Genomic DNA, 17,370 nt, shown 5'->3' on the forward strand with positions numbered 1-17,370 from the left:
CTCGCTCGAAGCACCGCGGTCTCCCCAGTGCGTGGTGGCTTCATCGGCATTGCGCCCACCGGATGGTGTGGGTGGTTACCTGACGGCCAGCACGGCGATCATGATCGCGATGTAGTGGCAGGTGAACCCGCCGAGCGTGAAGGCGTGGAAGAGCTCGTGGAAGCCGAACCACTCGACGTGGAGGTTCGGCCGCTTGAGCGCATAGAACACGGCACCTGCGATGTAGAACGCCCCGCCGACGCAGACCAGGACGGCGGCCGGGACGCTGGCGGCGAAGAAGTCGCCGATGAAGACGAGACAGGCCAGGCCCAGGGCCACGTAGACCGGCGTGTACAACCAGCGCGGCGCATCGGTCCAGAACAGGCGGAAGGCGACGCCGAGGACGGCACCGATCCACACCAGCCACAACAGGAACGACGCCTTGGCCTGCGGGAGCAGGGCCCACGCCAGGGGCGTGTAGGAACCGGCGATCACCAACATGATGTTCGTGTGGTCCAGTCGCTTGAGCACGCGCTTGACCTTGGGCGTCCAGTTCCCGCGGTGGTAGACCGCTGACACGGTGAACAGCAGCAGTCCGGTGAAGGCGTAGACCGCGGAGGCGATCTTCCCCGCCGGCCCCGGAGCCAGGCAGACCAGCACGATGCCCGCAGCCAGGGCCAGCGGTGCCGTACCGGCGTGGATCCAACCGCGCAGATGGGGTTTGATCTCCTCGACCGGGTTGGAGGGAGGTGGCGTCATGCTCCGATTCTACCGGAGGGTAATGTTGCATTGGCGGGGCCGTTGCCCCATTGCAGGCGTGCCGCCGGGCCAGCGGGTCCAACCACCCGGTAACCTAGAGGCGCGGCAACCGTGCAGAGTTGATCCGTGTCGGCCGAATGACGGGAAGGGGACAACGTGCGGTTGCCCGAGGTCCTCTACCGCCTGTACGGCAAGGTGCTCCAGAAGGACATCCCGGCCGAGAAACTGCCCGGGCACATCGGCATGGTCGTGGATGGAAACCGGCGCTGGGCCAAGCTCGCCGGCGCCCCGACGGCGCATGGCCACCAGGCCGGGGCCGACAACATCGTCGAGTTCCTGGGGTGGTGCAAGGAGCTGGACATCCGCACCGTCACCCTCTATATGCTCTCGACCGACAACATGAGCCGCTCGAACGACGAGCTCGACGCACTCATGGGCATCATCGCCAACATGCTGGATCGTCTGGCCGAACAGCGTGACCTGTGCATCCAGCCCATGGGTGCCTACGACGAACTGCCCGACTACCTTTCCGACAAGCTCCACGCGCTCGGCGAATCGTCGAAGGACGCCACGGGGCTGCACGTGAACATCGCCCTCGGCTACGGCGGCCGCCGCGAGATCGTCGACGCCGTCAAGGAGCTGCTGCTCGACGCCGACGCCGCGGGCCGGTCGATCTCCGAGGTGGCGAACGACCTCGAGATCGATGACATTTCCCGTTTCCTGTACACCCGTGGCCAGCCCGATCCCGACCTGGTCATCCGCACGTCCGGGGAGCAGCGCCTCTCCGGTTTCCTCACCTGGCAAAGCGCCTACAGCGAGTTCTACTTCTGCGAGGCCCTGTGGCCCGACTTCCGCAAGGTCGACTTCCTGCGGGCATTGCGGGACTTCACCGACCGCCAGCGCCGCTTCGGTAGCTGAAGCCGGGCGCCGTCGTTTACTGACCCGTTACCGGCATTCCACGTATTCGGGTGTGTCGAGCGCCGGGATTTAACCTGCCGGGGCTAGCTTGAAGGCATTGGCAGGCACACCCGCCCGCCAATGCGGAAAGGCCACCGAACGTTGAGACACACTGTCAACGCGGGAAGGCCGGTCCCGGCCTTATGGCCTGACCGGATCCCCCGCAGAACGGTTACCTAGGGGCGCAACGCCCCTGTTGGGAGTCATCGTGGCAGTAGAAACCCAGTCCAAGAACGTTGCGGATTCCGCGGTCTTCGCCTCCGAAGCCGCCGTGGAGACCCCTTCCGGGACGGCGGGGCAACTGCCCACCGCCGCTCCCGACCGGGCCGCCCCGGACCCCGCGACCAGTGCGGGCAAACGGCAAAGCGTCGGGGTGAAATCCTACGTCCTGGACACCTCGGTCCTCATCGCCGATCCCCGGGCGGTGCTGCGTTTCGCCGAACACGAGGTGATCGTCCCCATCGTGGTCATCACCGAGCTGGAGAAGAAGCGCCACGACCCCGACGTCGGCTACTTCGCCCGCAAGGCGTTGCGCCTGCTCGACGAATTGCGGATCGAACACGGCGGCCTGGACAAGGCGCTGCCCATCGGGGATGAGGGCGGGTCGCTGCGGATCGAACTGAACCACATTTCCACCGAGGTGCTTCCGGTCGGCTTCCGGGGGGCCGACAACGATTCCCGCATCCTCGCCGTGGCCAAGAACTTCTTCGACGAGGGCCGCGACGTCACGGTCGTCTCCAAGGACCTGCCGATGCGCGTGAAAGCCTCGGCCATGGGCCTGCAGGCCGACGAATACCGCAACGGGCTGGTCGCGGACTCCGGCTGGACCGGGACCGCCGAACTCGACGTCGCCGATGCGGATGTGGAGGAGCTCTACAACAACGAACCCGTGCTCATCGAGGCAGCGGCCGAAATGCCGGTCAACACCGGGCTGGTGCTGCTCTCCAACCGCGGCTCTGCGCTGGGCCGGGTGGGGGATGACGGGTTCGTCCGGCTGGTCAAGGGCGATCGCAACGTCTTCGGGCTCCACGGCCGATCCGCCGAGCAGCGGTTGGCCATCGACCTGCTGATGGACCGCGATGTCGGGATCGTCTCCCTCGGGGGACGGGCCGGCACCGGGAAGTCGGCGCTGGCGTTGTGCGCGGGCCTGGAAGCGGTCCTGGAACGCGGGGAACACAAGAAGGTCGTGGTCTTCCGGCCGCTCTATGCGGTCGGCGGCCAGGAGCTCGGCTTCCTGCCCGGTTCGGAAGACGACAAGATGAACCCGTGGGCGCAGGCGGTCTTCGACACGCTCGGGGCGCTGGTGTCCAAGAACGTCATGGACGAGGTCATCGACCGCGGAATGCTCGAGGTCATGCCCCTGACCCACATCCGGGGGCGCTCGCTGCATGATTCGTTTGTCATCGTCGATGAGGCGCAATCGCTGGAGAAGAACGTGCTGCTCACGGTGATGAGCCGCATCGGACAGAACTCCAAGATCGTGTTGACCCATGACGTGGCCCAACGGGACAACCTGCGGGTGGGTCGTCACGACGGAGTGGCCGCGGTGGTCGAGACCCTCAAGGGGCACCCGCTCTTCGGGCACATCACCCTCACCCGGTCGGAACGCTCGCCCATCGCCGCCCTGGTGACCGACATGCTGGAGGAATCCGGAGCCTAGCCCTCCACCGAGCGCACCACCTTTGCCGGCGAGCCCACGACGATGGACCTTTCCGGTACGTCCCGGGTGACGACGGCGGCGGCGGCCACCACCGCATCGTCGCCGATCGTCACCCCCGGAAGGATGGTCGCATTCGCCCCGATCCAGACGTTGCGGCCGATGACCACGGGCGCCGGGTGCATGTCCGCCCGGCGGCCCGGGGCCACGTCGTGGTTCAGCGTCGCGATGACCACGTTGTGCCCGATCAGGCAGTCGTCACCGATGGCGATGCCTCCCTGGTCCTGGAACTTGCACCCGGCATTGATGAAGACACGGCTTCCGATTTTTGTGTTCTTGCCGAAATCGGAGGAGAACGGCGGGAAGAGCGTGACCGTTTCGTCGATAGCCGCACCGGTCAGTTCCGTGAGCAGCTCCCGCACCCGTTCCGGTTCGTGGTAGCCGCAGTTCAGTTCACCGGTGATGCGCAGCGCCTCCTGGCTGGTCCGGTGCATGACCTGGTGCCAGGGCGAGTCGCCCGTGATGGTCTGGCCGGCATTGAGCGCTTCCAAAAGTCCGTCGAGGTCCATGGTGTCCTTACAGGAGGCTGGGTTTGGCCGGTCAGCCGCGGTTCCGGCCGCGGATGATCCAGGGGATGTGGTCCCGGACGTCGGTGAGATGCATCGATTGTTCGACGAAGAGGTCGTCAAGCATGTACTCGTCCACCGCATGGATGGTAAGCCGGTGGCCATTGCCCTCGGCGGGGCCGTCGAGGGCCTCGCTGTAGACGCAGACCGCCGTCTGGAGGTCGATGAGCAGCCGGGTCCGACCGGCCTCGAGCAAGGGGAAGCCCTCCGTGTGCGCAGCGTAGGTGATGTTGGGGGAGACCACCGCCTGCAATGCCGGGCGTCCGTCGTGCCGCGTTTCGGCCAGATCATGGATCTCGACGCGGTTGGACAAGGGGAATTCCAGCGGTATCGGGGCGCTGCCGGCAAGTTCCACGGGGTCGAGCATCGCGGCCCACCGGGCGTCGCCGAACACCGGGTCGCCGTAGTCGGCCTCCGGACGGCGGGTGATCAGCCCATCGTCGTCGTACACGGGGGTCACCAGCCGGGGAGGAAGCAGCCACGAGGCGCGGGTCCCGGCGACGTAGAACGCGTCACGCGAGGCGTTGATCGACGTGGTGCTGAACAGCAACTGGCCCTCCGGGTCCTCGATGCGCAGGGCATCCGGCCGGCGCAACCAGGCGCTGACGCGGGGGATGGCCTCCGGTTCTTCGGGTTCAGCCCGGTCGACCGTCGCCGGTGCAGAGAGGGCGTCGAGCGGGGTGTGCTCTTCCTGGAGGCCGACGGGGGCTTCCGGGGAGGGAAGGCCGGTGGGGGAGCCAGCGAACCATTCGGCGTCGAAGCGCAGGGTCCGCCACCGCCATGGAGAGGATCTGCAGAGGCGCCGGAACGCGGCGGCCTCCTCGCGGGAGACCGCGGTCGGGCCTTGTGGGGCCGGGGCCGTCGATGACGTGTCCATGTCCACAGTCTAGACACCGTCGCCGGTTCCTCCGCCCGGCCTGCGTTAGCGTAGGACCATGATCGCGGAGATACTGGCACTGCGGGATGCCGCCCCTGCGGCCCTGGTACCGCTGCTGCTGGCGTGTCTGTTGTTCATCGTCAATGGTGCCCGCCTGACATGGATTGATGCCCGCACCCATCTGCTCCCCAACCGGATCATCCTGCCGTGGTACCCGTTCGCCGCCGTGCTCCTGGGGGCCACCGCCGCCCTGGCCGGGGACTGGGAGGCACTGGGCCGGACGCTGCTGGGCGGGCTCGCACTGTTCGGCTTCTACCTGCTGTTGCACGTGATCCAGCCGCGCGGCATGGGCTTGGGGGACGTGAAGCTGGCCGGCATCCTGGGGCTGTACCTGGGCTATCTGGGCTGGCCGCACCTGTTGCTGGGGACCCTGGTCGCCTTCCTGCTCGGGGCCGTGGTCGGCATCGTGCTCATCATCCTGCGCAGGGCGGGTTTGAAGTCGGCGCTGGCCTTTGGCCCCTACATGATTGTCGGCACCGCCGTCGCGCTTCTCGTGGCAGGGTAGGGGAATGCCGACTCCCGAATTCATCCTGTCCCTGCGCAAAAAAATCGGAAACGACCCGCTCTGGCTGCCTGGTGTCAAGGCCGTCGTCCAGCGTGATGACGGTGCCCTATTGCTCGTCAAGCGGGCCGACAACGGCCGGTGGACGCTGCCTGCGGGAATCATCGAACCCGGTGAGGAACCTGCCGCCACCGCTGTCCGGGAAGTCATGGAGGAGACCGGGGTGGCGGTCGCCGTCGAACGGCTGGCCGGCATCGGCACCACCGATCCGGTGACCTACCCCAATGGCGATCGTGCCCAATACCTCGACATGGTCTTCGCCTGCCGGTACCTCTCCGGCGCGGCCAGGGTCAACGACGACGAGAACACCGATGTCGCCTGGTTCACGGACTCCGAACGACCAGCCTTGCCTCCGAAGCATGCCCGGGCCGTGGCCTGGGCCCGCTCGGCGGAGACCGGTGCGCATTTCGTGCGCTGATCGTTTCCTCGCGGCCGTTCTATGACTGTTTCCCCGGCCGCGAGCAGGTTCTGCGGACGCTCTCCCTGAAGGCCACCGAGGAGATGCGGCGCCGCGTATCCGCCTTGCCGATCGCCCCGGACGCGCCGGTGGGCCGCTGGCATCGCCCGCGCCATCGAAAACCTGTTGGCCGAGATGATGAGAGGCGTAAGGATTCCGGCGTTCGAACCCGGGATGGTGGGACTCATGGTGGTCGGCGGGTTGACCGAAGCGCTGGTCGCCCATCTGACTACCCCGTCGGAGGATTGGATCCCGTCACCGGAGCCCATCGCATGAATGGAGCGCGACACTGTTCGGATGGCCGGGGGCCCGCCCGGACCATGGTCATGGCCGGTCCGCGGGTCTAGGCTGGCGTCACGGAAGCCGCCACAGGTCGCCACCGATTCATACAGGGTCGGTTGGCGCGAACCGAAGGGGAGACCATGGGATTCGAGCAGTACCACGAACCACCGGCCGAGCTGTCGGAGGAGACCCGGACCTTCGCGCGCATGTGCGCGAACCTGACCGAGGAAGCCGAGGCCATCGGCTGGTACGAACAGCGGATCTCGCTCGAGACCGATCCCATCGCCCGCGCCATCATGGAGGATTCGCTCGGCGAGGAGTTCAAGCACTTCTGCATGGAGTTGGAGTACTTGTTCCGGACCAAACCCAAATGGGGGCAAACGGCCCGTGGGACGTTGTTCCGCACCGGTGACATCGTCGCGAACGGAACGGCAGCCGAAGAGGCTGCCGGATCCGGCGGGCCGGCAGCTGGTTCGGCACCACCCCAGGACGCGTCGACATCATCAAGTGGTGACGGATCCCTGGGAATCGGCTCGTTGAAAGGAAGCGAATCATGACCTCCAACCACCTGCACCGCGAGCTCGCGCCCATCACCGATGCCGGCTGGAAGCTGCTCGACGACGAAGCCCGCGACCGGCTCACCACCACCCTGGGCGCCCGCAAGCTCATCGACTTCACCGGCCCCTTGGGGTGGGACCACTCGTCCACCAACCTCGGCAGGACCGAACGCCTGCCCGGGCCCGATGACGAGGGCATCACGGCGCGGCGTCGGCGCGTGCTGCCGCTGACGGAGATGCGGGTCGAATTCACGGTCTCCCGCGACGAACTACTGGACGGCGAACGGGGTGCCGCGGACGTGGACCTGGCCAACCTCGACATGGCCGCCGTGAAGATCGCCAGCGCCGAAAACAGGACCGTATTCCATGGATGGCGCCAGGCGAACATCACCGGCATCACGCAGGCCACCTCGCTGCCCACCGTCCCGCGGGTGGAGAACTTCTCCGACTATCCGCAGCGGGTGGCCCGTGCCGTTGACCTGCTGTTGGAGGAGGGCATCTCCGGACCCTTCGGCCTGGCCCTGGGCCCGGGCCACTACACCGCCGTCGTCCAAGCCACCGAACGCGGTGGCTATCTACTTTCCGAACACCTGCGCCGCATCCTGGAGGGGCCGATCGTGTGGGCCCCCGGCGTGCGGGGTGCGGTGGTGATGAGCCTGCGCGGCGGGGACTTCCTGTTCGAATCCGGGCAGGACCTATCCATCGGCTACAGCCACCACGACGCCGATGACGTGCACCTCTACCTGGAGCAGAGCTTCAGCTTCCGGGTCGCCACACCAGAGGCCGCCGTCCACCTGACCGCGGGTGGCGAGTGACCTTGCCTGGACCGGGCAGGGCACTGCAGGGGCCCGGGAAACAGTGCCGAGGCTAGGACCTGCCATCCGACGCGTCGGAGGGTCCCCGAGACGCGGCAGCCTGCTTGGTTGCACGCAGTTCGGCCTCCGCCTGCAGTGCCTCGTCGCCGGAGATGGCCTCCCCTCGGGCCACCATGCCCGGGGTATCGGACAGGGGGATTTGCTTGAGCAGGAGCGCCAGCACGAAGGCGAGGGCGATGAACGGGACCAGGTACCAGAAGACCGGGGCCAGAGAATCGGCGTACGCGGTGACGATGCCGTCCTGCAGGGCCTGCGGCAGCTTGTCCATGACCGAGGGATCCAGCGTTGCGGTGGACTGTCCCGCGTCGGCCGGGGATGCCCCCGCCCCGGTGAACACCGCGGTGAGCTTCTCCGAGAGGTTGTTGGTGAAGATGGCCCCGAAGATGGCTACACCCAGGGACGCACCGACCTCGCGGAAGTAGTTGTTCGTGCTGGTCGCGGTGCCCACCATCTCGGCGCCGACGGCGTTCTGCACGACCAGGACCACGACTTGCATGATCAAGCCCAGTCCGGCGCCGAAGAAGAATAGGAACACGCAGATCAACCACAGCGGGGTTTCGGCGGCCAAAGTGGTCATCGCGAGCATGGCGGCCGCCGTGAGCAGGGTCCCGGCGATGGGGTAGGCCCTGTACTTTCCGGACTTGGAGATAGCGATGCCGGACCAGATGGACGTTCCCATCATGCCCGCCATCATGGGCAGCATCAGCAGGCCGGAGACCGCTGCCGACGTCCCCGAGGACATCTGCAGGAACGTCGGGACGAAGGCGATGGCCGCGAACATGCCCAGGCCCAGGGTGAAGCCGATGGCGGTGGCCGTGACGAACACGCGGTTGCGGAACAGCGACAGCGGGATGATCGGATCGACGGCACGCAACTCGGCGACGATGAAGGCGGCTGCGGCGATGACCAGACCGGCACCCCACATCCACGTGGATCCCGCGGTCCAGCCGTGGTCGGCGCTGCCGCCGAAGTCGGTGAAGAAGATCAGGCAGGTCGTGGCGATGGACAGGAACACCACGCCGGCGATGTCGATGCGCTTTGTCGCCTTCTTGTTCGGCAGGGTCAAAGCGAACCAGGCGATGGCAAAGGCGGCGATGCCGATGGGGATGTTGATGTAGAACGCCCACTGCCACGTCAGGTGGTCGACGAAGAACCCACCGAGCAGGGGGCCGGCGACAGCGGAGAGGCCGAAGATGCCGCCGAGGGGCCCCATGTACTTGCCGCGTTCGGATGCGGGAATGATGTCGGCGATGATGGCCTGCGAGAGGATCATCAACCCGCCACCGCCGAGGCCCTGCATGGCGCGGAAGAAGACGAAGACCCAGAAGGTTCCGGCAAACGCGGCACCAACGGAGGCCAGTGTGAACATCCCAATGGCGATGAGGAAGAGGTTGCGCCGGCCCAGCACGTCACCGAACTTACCGTAGATCGGCATGACGATGGTGGTGGCCAGCAGGTAGGCGGTGGTGATCCAGGCCTGGTGTTCGACGCCGCCGAGCTCCCCGACGATGGTGGGCATGGCCGTGGAGACGATGGTCTGGTCGAGGCTGGAGAGCAGCATTCCGGCAATCAGCGCCGAGAAGATGATCCAGATGCGCCGTCGTGTCAGCGCAAGCGGCCCTGAGGCCTGCGGGGGAGCAAGAGTGCTCATGGGGTTCCTAGGTATTCTGTTCGGTCGGTGCTTCAGGAGGCGAAGAGCCGGGCCGCATGGGAGAAGTTGGAGGTGAGGATGGCGGTGAGCCGGGTGCGGGCCTCATCGTCGGACTCGTCCGCGCTGGCCCCGGGCTCCGCGGTGCAGCTTCCGTCGTGGCCGATGAATTGCTGGAAGCTGGTCATGCCCAGATGGGAGACGAGCATGGCAACCAGGCCCGCATACGGATCACCCGAGGGGAGCCCCTCGCGTTGGCAGATCAGCTCGGCCAGGGCCCGCTGGCGGTGCATGGAGGAATCGATCATGCGTTTCATCAAGGCCGGTTCGTCGTGCATGGCCTGCATGAACGCATGGATGTCGGTGCGGGGGATGTCCAGGGCGGCAAAGGCCGCCACGAACAGCTCCAGCAGGGCATCCTTCAGTGTCTGCGGGGGGACCGACCCGGTGTCGTCTGCTGCGGCTGCGGGCCCGGACGCCAGGAAACCGGCGGCAAACGGCTCGATCGGGTCGGCGCTCTTCGCCCCGAGGACGGCGTCCTCCTTGGTGGCGAAGTAGTTGAAGAAGGTGCGTCGGGAGACCCCGACCGCCTCGCACAGCTCCTCGATCGTGAATCCGTTCAGTCCACGTTCTGCGGTCAGCGTGCGGGCGTGCGCCGTCAGCGCGGCATAGGTTTCCAGCCGACGGCGTTCTCGGGTCCCGAGGTCTCCCGTTGCACTTTCGTTCATATAGTGCATCTTTGCACCATTCAACCTGGAGTGCATAATTCTCGCCGTGTGGGGTTGGCCACAGGCGGCGTGGTCGGAGACGACGGAAGGCGACCCCCCTCCGGGAGCCGCCTTCCGTCGTCGTGCTGGTGGTGCCGCTACTTGCCCGAGGGGGACGTCATCGTGGTGACGTCCAGGGCGGTGTCGAGTTGCTCCTCGGTGAGTTCACCGCGTTCGACGTAGCCCAGGGCCACCGTCGCCTCGCGGACCGTGAGTCCCTCGGCGACGGCCTTCTTGGCGATCTTGGCAGCATTCTCGTAGCCGATGAACTTGTTCAGCGGGGTGACGATCGAGGGGGAGGCTTCGGCGAGGAACCGGGCGCGCTCCACGTTGGCCGTGATGCCATCGACCATCTTGTCGGCCATGACGCGCGTGGTGTTGGTCAGCAGGCGGACGGATTCGAGCAGGTTCGCCGCCATCACCGGGATGCCGACGTTGAGCTCGAAGGCGCCGTTGGTCGAGGACAGGGACACGGTGGTGTCGTTGCCGATGACCTGGGCCGCGACCTGGATGGCCGCCTCGCTGATCACCGGGTTGACCTTGCCGGGCATGATCGAGGAGCCGGGCTGCAGATCCGGGATCGCGATCTCGCCCAAACCGGTGTTGGGGCCCGAGCCCATCCAGCGCAGGTCGTTGTTGATCTTCATGATCGAGTAGGCGATGTTGCGCAGCTGTCCGGAGGCCTCGACAAGGCCGTCGCGGTTGGCCTGCGCCTCGAAGTGGTTGCGCGCCTCGGTCAGCGGCAGACCGGTGTCCTCGGCGAGCAGGTCGATGACCCGCTGCGGGAAGCCGGCCGGGGTGTTGATGCCGGTGCCGACGGCGGTGCCGCCGAGTGGAACCTCGGCCACACGTGGCAGTGAAGCCTCGATGCGCTCGACGCCGTAGCGCATCTGCGCCGCGTAGCCGCCGAACTCCTGGCCCAGGGTCACCGGGGTGGCGTCCATGAGGTGGGTGCGCCCCGATTTCACGACGTCCGCGAACTCCTCGGACTTGCGGCCCAGGCTTTCGGCCAGGTGCTGCAGGGCGGGGACGAGGTCGTTGAGCAGGGCGTCGGTGACGGCCACATGGACCGAGGTGGGGAACACGTCGTTCGAGGACTGCGAGGCATTGACGTGGTCGTTGGGATGGACGCGGGTGTCGCTGCCGGAGGCCTCGAGCGCCCGGTTTGCCAGTGCCGCGAGGACCTCGTTGGTGTTCATGTTCGACGAGGTACCCGAACCTGTCTGGAAGACGTCGATGGGGAACTGCGCGTCGTAGTCGCCACCGGCGACCTGCTCGGCGGCGGTGACGATCGCCCGCGCGACCTCCTCATCGAGCACCCCGAGTTCCGCGTTGGCCAAGGCCGCGGCACGTTTCACCCGGGCCAGCGCCTGGATGTGCCGGCGTTCGAGCCTCTTGCCGGAGATCGGGAAGTTCTCCACGGCGCGCTGCGTCTGGGCGCTGTAGAGGGCGTCGGCCGGAACCCGGACCTCGCCCATCGTGTCGTGTTCAATGCGGAAGTCATCCTTGCTAGCCATGACTTCACCATACGCCGCCCGCGGTGCCGGACGGGCCCCGTGTGGCGTCAGATGGACCACATCGCGGCCTACAGGTTGCCGAACCCCGTCACCACTTCGGCCTTGCCTTCTTCCAGCCGGTAGGTCACGCCGATGACCGCCGTCTCGCCCGCATCGACGGCGTCGGAGATGATCTTCGAGGTGTCCACCAGACGGTGGGCCGACTGCTTGACGTGCTCCTCCACGGTGGTGTTCACGTCCGTGATGCCGGCCCGCTGGGCGGTGATGACCGACGGGGTGATTCGCTCAACGAGGTCGCGGATGAAACCCGGGGGCATCGTCCCGGACTCGAAGGATTCCATCGTGGCGGTCACGGCGCCGCAGCTGTCGTGCCCCAAGACCACGATGAGCGGCACGTGCAGCAGGGCCACGCTGTATTCGAGCGAGCCCAGGGCCGCATCGTCGGGGACGTGTCCGGCGGTGCGCACGACGAAGACATCGCCGAGGCCGACGTCGAAGATGATTTCCGCGGCCAGTCGGGAATCCGAGCAGCCGAAGATCACGGCAAAGGGATGCTGCGTGTTCACCAGCGCCGACCGGCGCGAGGCATCCTGGTTCGGGTGGTTGGTGGTACCGGAGACGAAACGGGCGTTGCCCTCGCGCAGTTTGTTCCACGCTTCGGCGGGGCTCAGGGTGGCGGACGTGGACTCTTGGGTTTCTTCAGGCATGTCCACAGATTACATCCGCGTGCGCGTGCGGCTACTTCTTCGTTGCTGCGTCCCGATCCTGCATGACGGCGCGGGCACTTTCGCGCAGCACGTCGTCACCGGAGTCGGAGCTGAGCAGGATGGTTGAGCCCTTGTCCTGAAGGAGCCAGGTCACCTGGGCGTCCTTGGAGAGGACCTTCCAAGTGGTCCCGTCGACGTCGACGGTTCCCGCGGGGGAAGCGTCCTCGGTCATCTTCGCGATCCATCCGGGGGTCGCGTCCCCGGTCTGGCGGACCTCGACGAAGCCATCGTCGTCCGTGACGTAGCCGAAATCCCAGTAGTCGATCTGGTCCGAGGACCCTGAGGTCCAGCGGGCGAAGTTCGCGTACCAGCCGTCGGGCATCTCCGGGGAGACCGGGGTGAAATCGGCGGCTTGACCCGCCTGTGAGGCAACCACGGAGACGTTCACATCGGGTTTGAACTGGTCGGCATTGCTGGGTGGATTCAACGCCACCACCGGAACGGCGACGGCGACCGTGAGCAGCACGGAGATGATCATGCCCTTCAACGACTGGTTGGCGCGCTTGGACTGGGCCGGCGTCAACACCGGGGTCACCGGCGGCTCGTCGGTCTCTGGCTGGCTCCGGGGTGCTTCACTCACACCTCCATTGTCCCCGATTTCCCGCCCGTCCGGTGACGGGGTGTCGGTCATCACCCTGTCATGGACCGCTCCACCCGATATGGTGGGAGGTGCTGCCCCTGGCATCCACACCCACTCGACGACGAGGAACACCGTGACAGAAGCCACTAATTTTGCCCAACTGTCCCCACGACTGTCCGTTGGCGACGCCGAACCGGACCGCAACCTGGCGCTGGAACTGGTACGCGTGACGGAGGCGGCGGCCATCGCCGCCAGCCCCTGGGTCGGATTCGGCGACAAGAACTCGGCCGATGGCGCGGCCGTCGACGCCATGCGTTCGCTGCTCTCGACCGTATCCGTCAACGGCACCGTCGTGATCGGCGAGGGCGAAAAGGACGAAGCACCGATGCTGTTCAACGGCGAGCAGGTCGGTGACGGCAGCGGCCCCGAGGTCGACGTTGCCGTCGACCCGATTGATGGAACCCGGCTGACCGCGCTCGGCATCAACAACTCCGTTGCAGTGCTGGCCATGTCCGAGCGGGGATCGATGTTCGACCCCTCGGCCGTGTTCTACATGGAGAAGCTCGTCACCGGCCCCGAGGCCGCCGAGCTGGTCGACCTGCGCCTGCCGGTGAAGCAGAACCTCTACCTCATCGCCAAGGCGAAGAACAAGCCGATCAACCAGATCACCGTCTGCGTGCTCGACCGCGATCGGCACAAGAAGCTGGTCCAGGAGATCCGCGAGGCCGGGGCGCGCACCAAGTTCATCATGGACGGCGATGTCGCCGGGGCCATCGCGGCCACCCGCGAGGGATCCGGGGTCGACGCGCTCATGGGCATCGGCGGTACGCCCGAGGGCATCGTCACCGCCTGCGCGATCCGTGCACTGGGCGGCGTCATCCAGGGACGACTGTGGCCCACGGACGACGCCGAGAAGCAGAAGGCGATCGACGCGGGCCACGACCTGGACCGTGTGCTGACCACCAACGATCTGGTCACCAGCGACAACTGCTACTTCTCGATGACGGCCATCACCGACGGCGACCTGCTCACCGGGGTGCGCTACAAGAACGACAAGATCTTCACGCACTCCATCGTGATGCGCTCGAAGTCCGGCACCATCCGGACGGTCGAGGGCGAGCACCAGTCACGCAAGTGGGAGCCGTACACCCGCTAGCCTTCACGGCAGGACACACTGCACGACGGCGGCGCCTCCGCGGGGAGGCGCCGCTTTCGACTGTCCCGGGGGGCCGGCCGGCCGCTGTCCGGCAGCTCTCGGCGTCAGCTGCGCCCGGACGTCGTGACCGCGAAGGCCAGGGCCGGTTCGTCGCCCTGGTGCTTGGCCACCACCGGGGCCTCGGCGGCCGGGATGAACACCGACTCGCCACGGGCGAGGCGCAGGTCCCCCCGGGGGGAGTCCAACAGCAGTTCCCCGGCCACGCAGATCACGGTCAGTGGCCCGTTTTGCGCCACCGCGACGTCGTCTCCGGCCATCCCCGGAACCGGCCCCTCGGAGCCGGCCAGTTCGATGCGCTGGAGCTGGAACTCATCGAAGGGAGGACGGTAGATCTCCTGGCCCAGCATCCCGTCCTCGGCCTCGAGATATGGAACGCCGACGCTGGTGAAGTCGACTGTGTCCATCAGCTCGGGCAGGTCGATGTGCTTGCCGGTCAGCCCACCACGCAACACGTTGTCGGAGCTGGCCATCACCTCCACGCCGAGCCCGTGCAGGTAGGCGTGGATGTTCCCTGCCGGGAGGTAGATCGCCTGCCCCGGCTGGAGGGTGAGGTGGTTGAGCATCAGCGATACCAGCACTCCGGGATCACCGGGGTAGAAGCCGGCTAGCGATTCCAGTTCCGCCAATCCGGGATCCCCGAGCTCGTGACGGCCGCAGGACACCGCGGCGGTGGACGACTCGACCAGCTGCACCACATCGACTCCACCGGAGAGCAGGTCGGTGAAGGCACCGCGCAGGTCGCCCTGCGCCAGGGTGGAGGCCGTGCGGCGGGCGGCGACGACCGCCCGGCCCCCGTCGTCCGGAATGCCGTCGTCCGCGGCGATCGTGTCGGCCAACCAGGTGAACAGGGATGCCGCATCGGCCGCATCACGGAAGCCGCACAACGCCGAGAAACCGGTCAGTGCGAAGAGGATCTCGGGCTTGTGGTTGTCGTCCTTGTAGTTGCGGTGCGGGGCGGCCCGATCGACGCCGGAAGCCTCCTCGGCGGCGAAACCGGCCCGTGCCTGGTCCAGGGTGGGATGCACCTGCAGTGACAGCGGCTGGTCTGCGGCGAGGATCTTCGCGAGGAAGGGCAGCCGCCCGTAGCGGTCGGCTGCCTCCTGCCCGAGGAAGCGGACCGGATCGGTGGCCACGAGCTCATCCAACCTGGCCGACCCGTCCCGGTCGGGGTGGCTGGCCATCGATGGCGAATCGGGGTGCGCCCCGATCCACATCTCCGCCGCAGGTGCGCCGGTCGCCGTGACGCCGAGCAATTCGGAGATCGCCGTCTTCGACCCCCAGGGGTAGTCCCGGATGGTGTTGCTCAGGCGGTACATTCTGCTCCTTGGGGTCTGGTCCTGCAGGGGGCGCTGCTACCCAATCTAGGCCAGACGCCGCCATCTCGCAGTCCCCGCGGGCCCATCGATGGCGGCGCCGGATCTCCGAACCGTGGACCGGGGAGGGCGGCGTCCATCGATGCTGGCAGGGTTCCCTGCACGGCAGGTTAACCCCGGGGGTCCTGCCGGGAAACGTTCGCGCGCCCCGGAACCACCGGAGAACGCAGCCCCCCGCGGAGGTGGTGGCTACGGCGCCCTGCACTCGTTGTTGTTGGCCGCGATCTCGGCGATCAGGTTCCGTTGGCCGTTGAGTTCCAGCTGCACCAGGTACTCCTCGGTGATAGGCGAACCATCCGGTTGCGTGGTCGGAACCGACCCGGGGTCGGACCCGGGCTCGATCTGCTCCTGGGTCATCGACCCGGCGTCGGTGGCGGATTTCGTGGCGGCGTTCGTGGACTCCGAGCCCTGCGAGGACTGCCCGGTGGCGTTCTTGGCGGCAGCTGACTTGGAGGCGGCGGCGGCCTTCTTGGCCTTCTCGGCGGCTGCGGCCCCGTCCTTCGTGGCCTCCTGCAGCAGGGCATCGACCCGGGTGTGGATGAGGTCGAAGTCGGGGTAGGTGGAGAACTTCGTGCTGAAGTCCGGGGCACCGAGCGTCAGCCGCTTGAACGGCGTCTTGCGCGTCTTGTTGGCCAGGTTGATGAAACTGCCCAGTTGGGTTTGCGGGATGTCGGTCTCGACGAGGTCCTCGCCGGCCGACATGATGCCGGAGAACTTGGTCAACACGGTCGATGGCTTGAACTGGTTGATCATCGCCTGCTGCAGGCACTGCTGCCGGCGGATGCGGTGGTAGTCGGTGGTGAAATCCCGGGAGCGGGCGAACCACAGGGCCTGCTTGCCGGTGAACTGGTGAGTTCCCGGAGCGAACCAGTGGGTCTTGATGTCGGTCCCCGCCCACTTCTTGGCGTTGTAGGGGACCCAGCCGCCGGACTCGACGGTCACCCCACCCATGGCATCGATGAACGAGGAGAAGCCCCCCATGTCGACGACGACGTAGGCCTGGACCTGTACGCCGGTGATGCCGGTGACGGCATCCATCATGGCCTCGGCCCCGGGGTTCTTCTTCCCCGGGTACAGATTGGCGTACTTTTCCTCGACGACCGGATACAGCGAGTTGATGATGCACTCGTCGCCGCAGTTGTAGCCGCCGGGAAAGACCTTCCGCAGCGGCGAGTCTGCGGGGAACGGGGCGTTCTGCAGGTTCCGGGGGATGGAGATCATGGCTGTCCGGCCGGATTTGGCGTCGATGCTCACCAGCGTCATGGAGTCCGGCCGGAGACCGACCCGGTCGGCACCGGCATCGCCACCCATGAGCAGGATGTTGTAACGGCCATCCACGGGTTCCATCGACGGGCCGGAGGCAAAGACGTTCTGGATGGTGTCACGACCGGTGTTCAGGATGAACGACCCGTAGCCCAGGGCCCCGCCGGTGATGACCATGAGGACCACGGTGCACGCGGCGACGATGCCGCGCATTCCCGGTGCCAGCAGGCCGGGCCGGATGATGACCAGGGTGTTGATGAACATCAGGATCCACCCGATGGCCAGGACGGCCAGCACGATGGCCAGGATCAGCTGGACGGTCGGCCGGGCCAGCAGTTCGATGACCAGGCCCTGGTTGACCAGGGCGACCACGACGCCGACGATGAGGACCGCCCAACAGGTCAGGGTGACGGCCAGGACCCTGCGGCCCAGCGTCCGGTTGCCGGCGACGACCTGGGCGCCGCCGGGGATGAAGACGGTCAGTGCAAGCAGGAAGAAGGCCCGTTTGGTCCGGGTGCCCGTGGAGGCCTGCTCGGGGTCGCGGACCGGGTTGTGCAGGCGGGGGTTCGTGAGGTTGTTGTCGGCCATGGA

General features: G+C 66.9%; 17 protein-coding genes. 7 read left to right on the plus strand and 10 right to left on the minus strand.

From position 1 onward, the window contains the following. Positions 1–75 precede the first annotated feature (75 nt). On the minus strand, positions 76–738 hold the full coding sequence (gene trhA, locus AC1MEQ_RS15440) for a PAQR family membrane homeostasis protein TrhA (RefSeq protein ID WP_479791913.1): 663 nt from the start codon (positions 736–738) through the stop codon (positions 76–78). Between the two features lie 156 nt (positions 739–894). On the opposite strand from trhA, the gene AC1MEQ_RS15445 reads away from it, so the two are divergent. Together AC1MEQ_RS15445 and AC1MEQ_RS15450 are read left to right on the plus strand one after the other, a co-directional pair. After that, the gene (locus AC1MEQ_RS15445) at positions 895–1,656 is read left to right on the plus strand and encodes an isoprenyl transferase (RefSeq protein WP_479791916.1); all 762 of its coding nucleotides are present in this window, start codon (positions 895–897) and stop codon (positions 1,654–1,656) included. 412 nt (positions 1,657–2,068) lie between these two features. Next, positions 2,069–3,355, plus strand: coding sequence for a PhoH family protein (locus AC1MEQ_RS15450; RefSeq protein ID WP_479796152.1), 1,287 nt, complete (start codon positions 2,069–2,071; stop codon positions 3,353–3,355). On the opposite strand, the gene AC1MEQ_RS15455 is transcribed toward AC1MEQ_RS15450, so the two are convergent. Then, a complete protein-coding gene (locus AC1MEQ_RS15455; protein ID WP_479791918.1) occupies positions 3,352–3,921 on the minus strand; it encodes a DapH/DapD/GlmU-related protein in 570 nt (189 codons plus the stop codon). The two genes, AC1MEQ_RS15450 and AC1MEQ_RS15455, sit on opposite strands and share 4 nt — an antisense overlap. A gap of 31 nt (positions 3,922–3,952) precedes the next feature. Next, positions 3,953–4,855 (minus strand): hypothetical protein, encoded by a 903-nt coding sequence (locus tag AC1MEQ_RS15460; RefSeq protein ID WP_479791920.1) that lies wholly within the window; start codon positions 4,853–4,855, stop codon positions 3,953–3,955. Positions 4,856–4,913: 58 nt separating this feature from the next. Between AC1MEQ_RS15460 and AC1MEQ_RS15465 the strand changes: the two genes are divergently transcribed. The 4 genes from AC1MEQ_RS15465 to AC1MEQ_RS15480 all read left to right on the plus strand — a co-directional run bounded on the left by AC1MEQ_RS15465 (position 4,914) and on the right by AC1MEQ_RS15480 (position 7,588). Further along, entirely contained in the window at positions 4,914–5,420 is a 507-nt protein-coding gene (locus AC1MEQ_RS15465; protein ID WP_479791922.1) for a prepilin peptidase, read from the plus strand. A gap of 4 nt (positions 5,421–5,424) precedes the next feature. After that, on the plus strand, positions 5,425–5,895 hold the full coding sequence (locus tag AC1MEQ_RS15470; protein WP_479791924.1) for an NUDIX hydrolase: 471 nt from the start codon (positions 5,425–5,427) through the stop codon (positions 5,893–5,895). A gap of 461 nt (positions 5,896–6,356) precedes the next feature. Beyond that, a complete protein-coding gene (locus AC1MEQ_RS15475) occupies positions 6,357–6,773 on the plus strand; it encodes a ferritin family protein (RefSeq protein ID WP_479791926.1) in 417 nt (138 codons plus the stop codon). Continuing rightward, entirely contained in the window at positions 6,770–7,588 is an 819-nt protein-coding gene (locus AC1MEQ_RS15480; protein WP_479791928.1) for a family 1 encapsulin nanocompartment shell protein, read from the plus strand. The genes AC1MEQ_RS15475 and AC1MEQ_RS15480 overlap by 4 nt, the downstream gene beginning before the upstream one ends. Positions 7,589–7,640: 52 nt before the next feature. Here AC1MEQ_RS15480 and AC1MEQ_RS15485 read toward each other — a convergent pair whose 3' ends face one another. The 5 genes from AC1MEQ_RS15485 to AC1MEQ_RS15505 form a co-directional block, all read right to left on the minus strand. Next, positions 7,641–9,299 carry an MDR family MFS transporter gene (locus AC1MEQ_RS15485; protein WP_479791929.1) on the minus strand — a complete coding sequence of 553 codons (1,659 nt, stop codon included), beginning with the start codon at positions 9,297–9,299 and terminating at the stop codon, positions 7,641–7,643. 32 nt (positions 9,300–9,331) lie between these two features. Beyond that, positions 9,332–10,024 (minus strand): TetR/AcrR family transcriptional regulator, encoded by a 693-nt coding sequence (locus AC1MEQ_RS15490; RefSeq protein ID WP_479791932.1) that lies wholly within the window; start codon positions 10,022–10,024, stop codon positions 9,332–9,334. 137 nt (positions 10,025–10,161) lie between these two features. Beyond that, a complete protein-coding gene (locus AC1MEQ_RS15495) occupies positions 10,162–11,580 on the minus strand; it encodes a class II fumarate hydratase (protein WP_479791934.1) in 1,419 nt (472 codons plus the stop codon). 68 nt (positions 11,581–11,648) lie between these two features. Next, a complete protein-coding gene (locus AC1MEQ_RS15500) occupies positions 11,649–12,287 on the minus strand; it encodes a carbonic anhydrase (protein WP_479791935.1) in 639 nt (212 codons plus the stop codon). Between the two features lie 31 nt (positions 12,288–12,318). Further along, a complete protein-coding gene (locus AC1MEQ_RS15505) occupies positions 12,319–12,927 on the minus strand; it encodes a DUF4245 domain-containing protein (RefSeq protein WP_479791937.1) in 609 nt (202 codons plus the stop codon). A gap of 79 nt (positions 12,928–13,006) precedes the next feature. Here AC1MEQ_RS15505 and glpX point away from each other — a divergent pair, with 79 nt between their 5' ends. After that, entirely contained in the window at positions 13,007–14,083 is a 1,077-nt protein-coding gene (gene glpX / locus AC1MEQ_RS15510; RefSeq protein ID WP_479796153.1) for a class II fructose-bisphosphatase, read from the plus strand. A gap of 104 nt (positions 14,084–14,187) precedes the next feature. Here glpX and manA read toward each other — a convergent pair whose 3' ends face one another. Together manA and AC1MEQ_RS15520 are read right to left on the minus strand one after the other, a co-directional pair. Next, positions 14,188–15,459 carry a mannose-6-phosphate isomerase, class I gene (gene manA, locus AC1MEQ_RS15515; RefSeq protein WP_479791939.1) on the minus strand — a complete coding sequence of 424 codons (1,272 nt, stop codon included), beginning with the start codon at positions 15,457–15,459 and terminating at the stop codon, positions 14,188–14,190. 246 nt (positions 15,460–15,705) lie between these two features. Further along, positions 15,706–17,367 (minus strand): LCP family protein, encoded by a 1,662-nt coding sequence (locus AC1MEQ_RS15520; protein ID WP_479791941.1) that lies wholly within the window; start codon positions 17,365–17,367, stop codon positions 15,706–15,708. Between the last annotated feature and the right edge of the window lie 3 nt (positions 17,368–17,370).

It is taken from the genome of Arthrobacter sp. ASL1, from assembly GCF_056680475.1.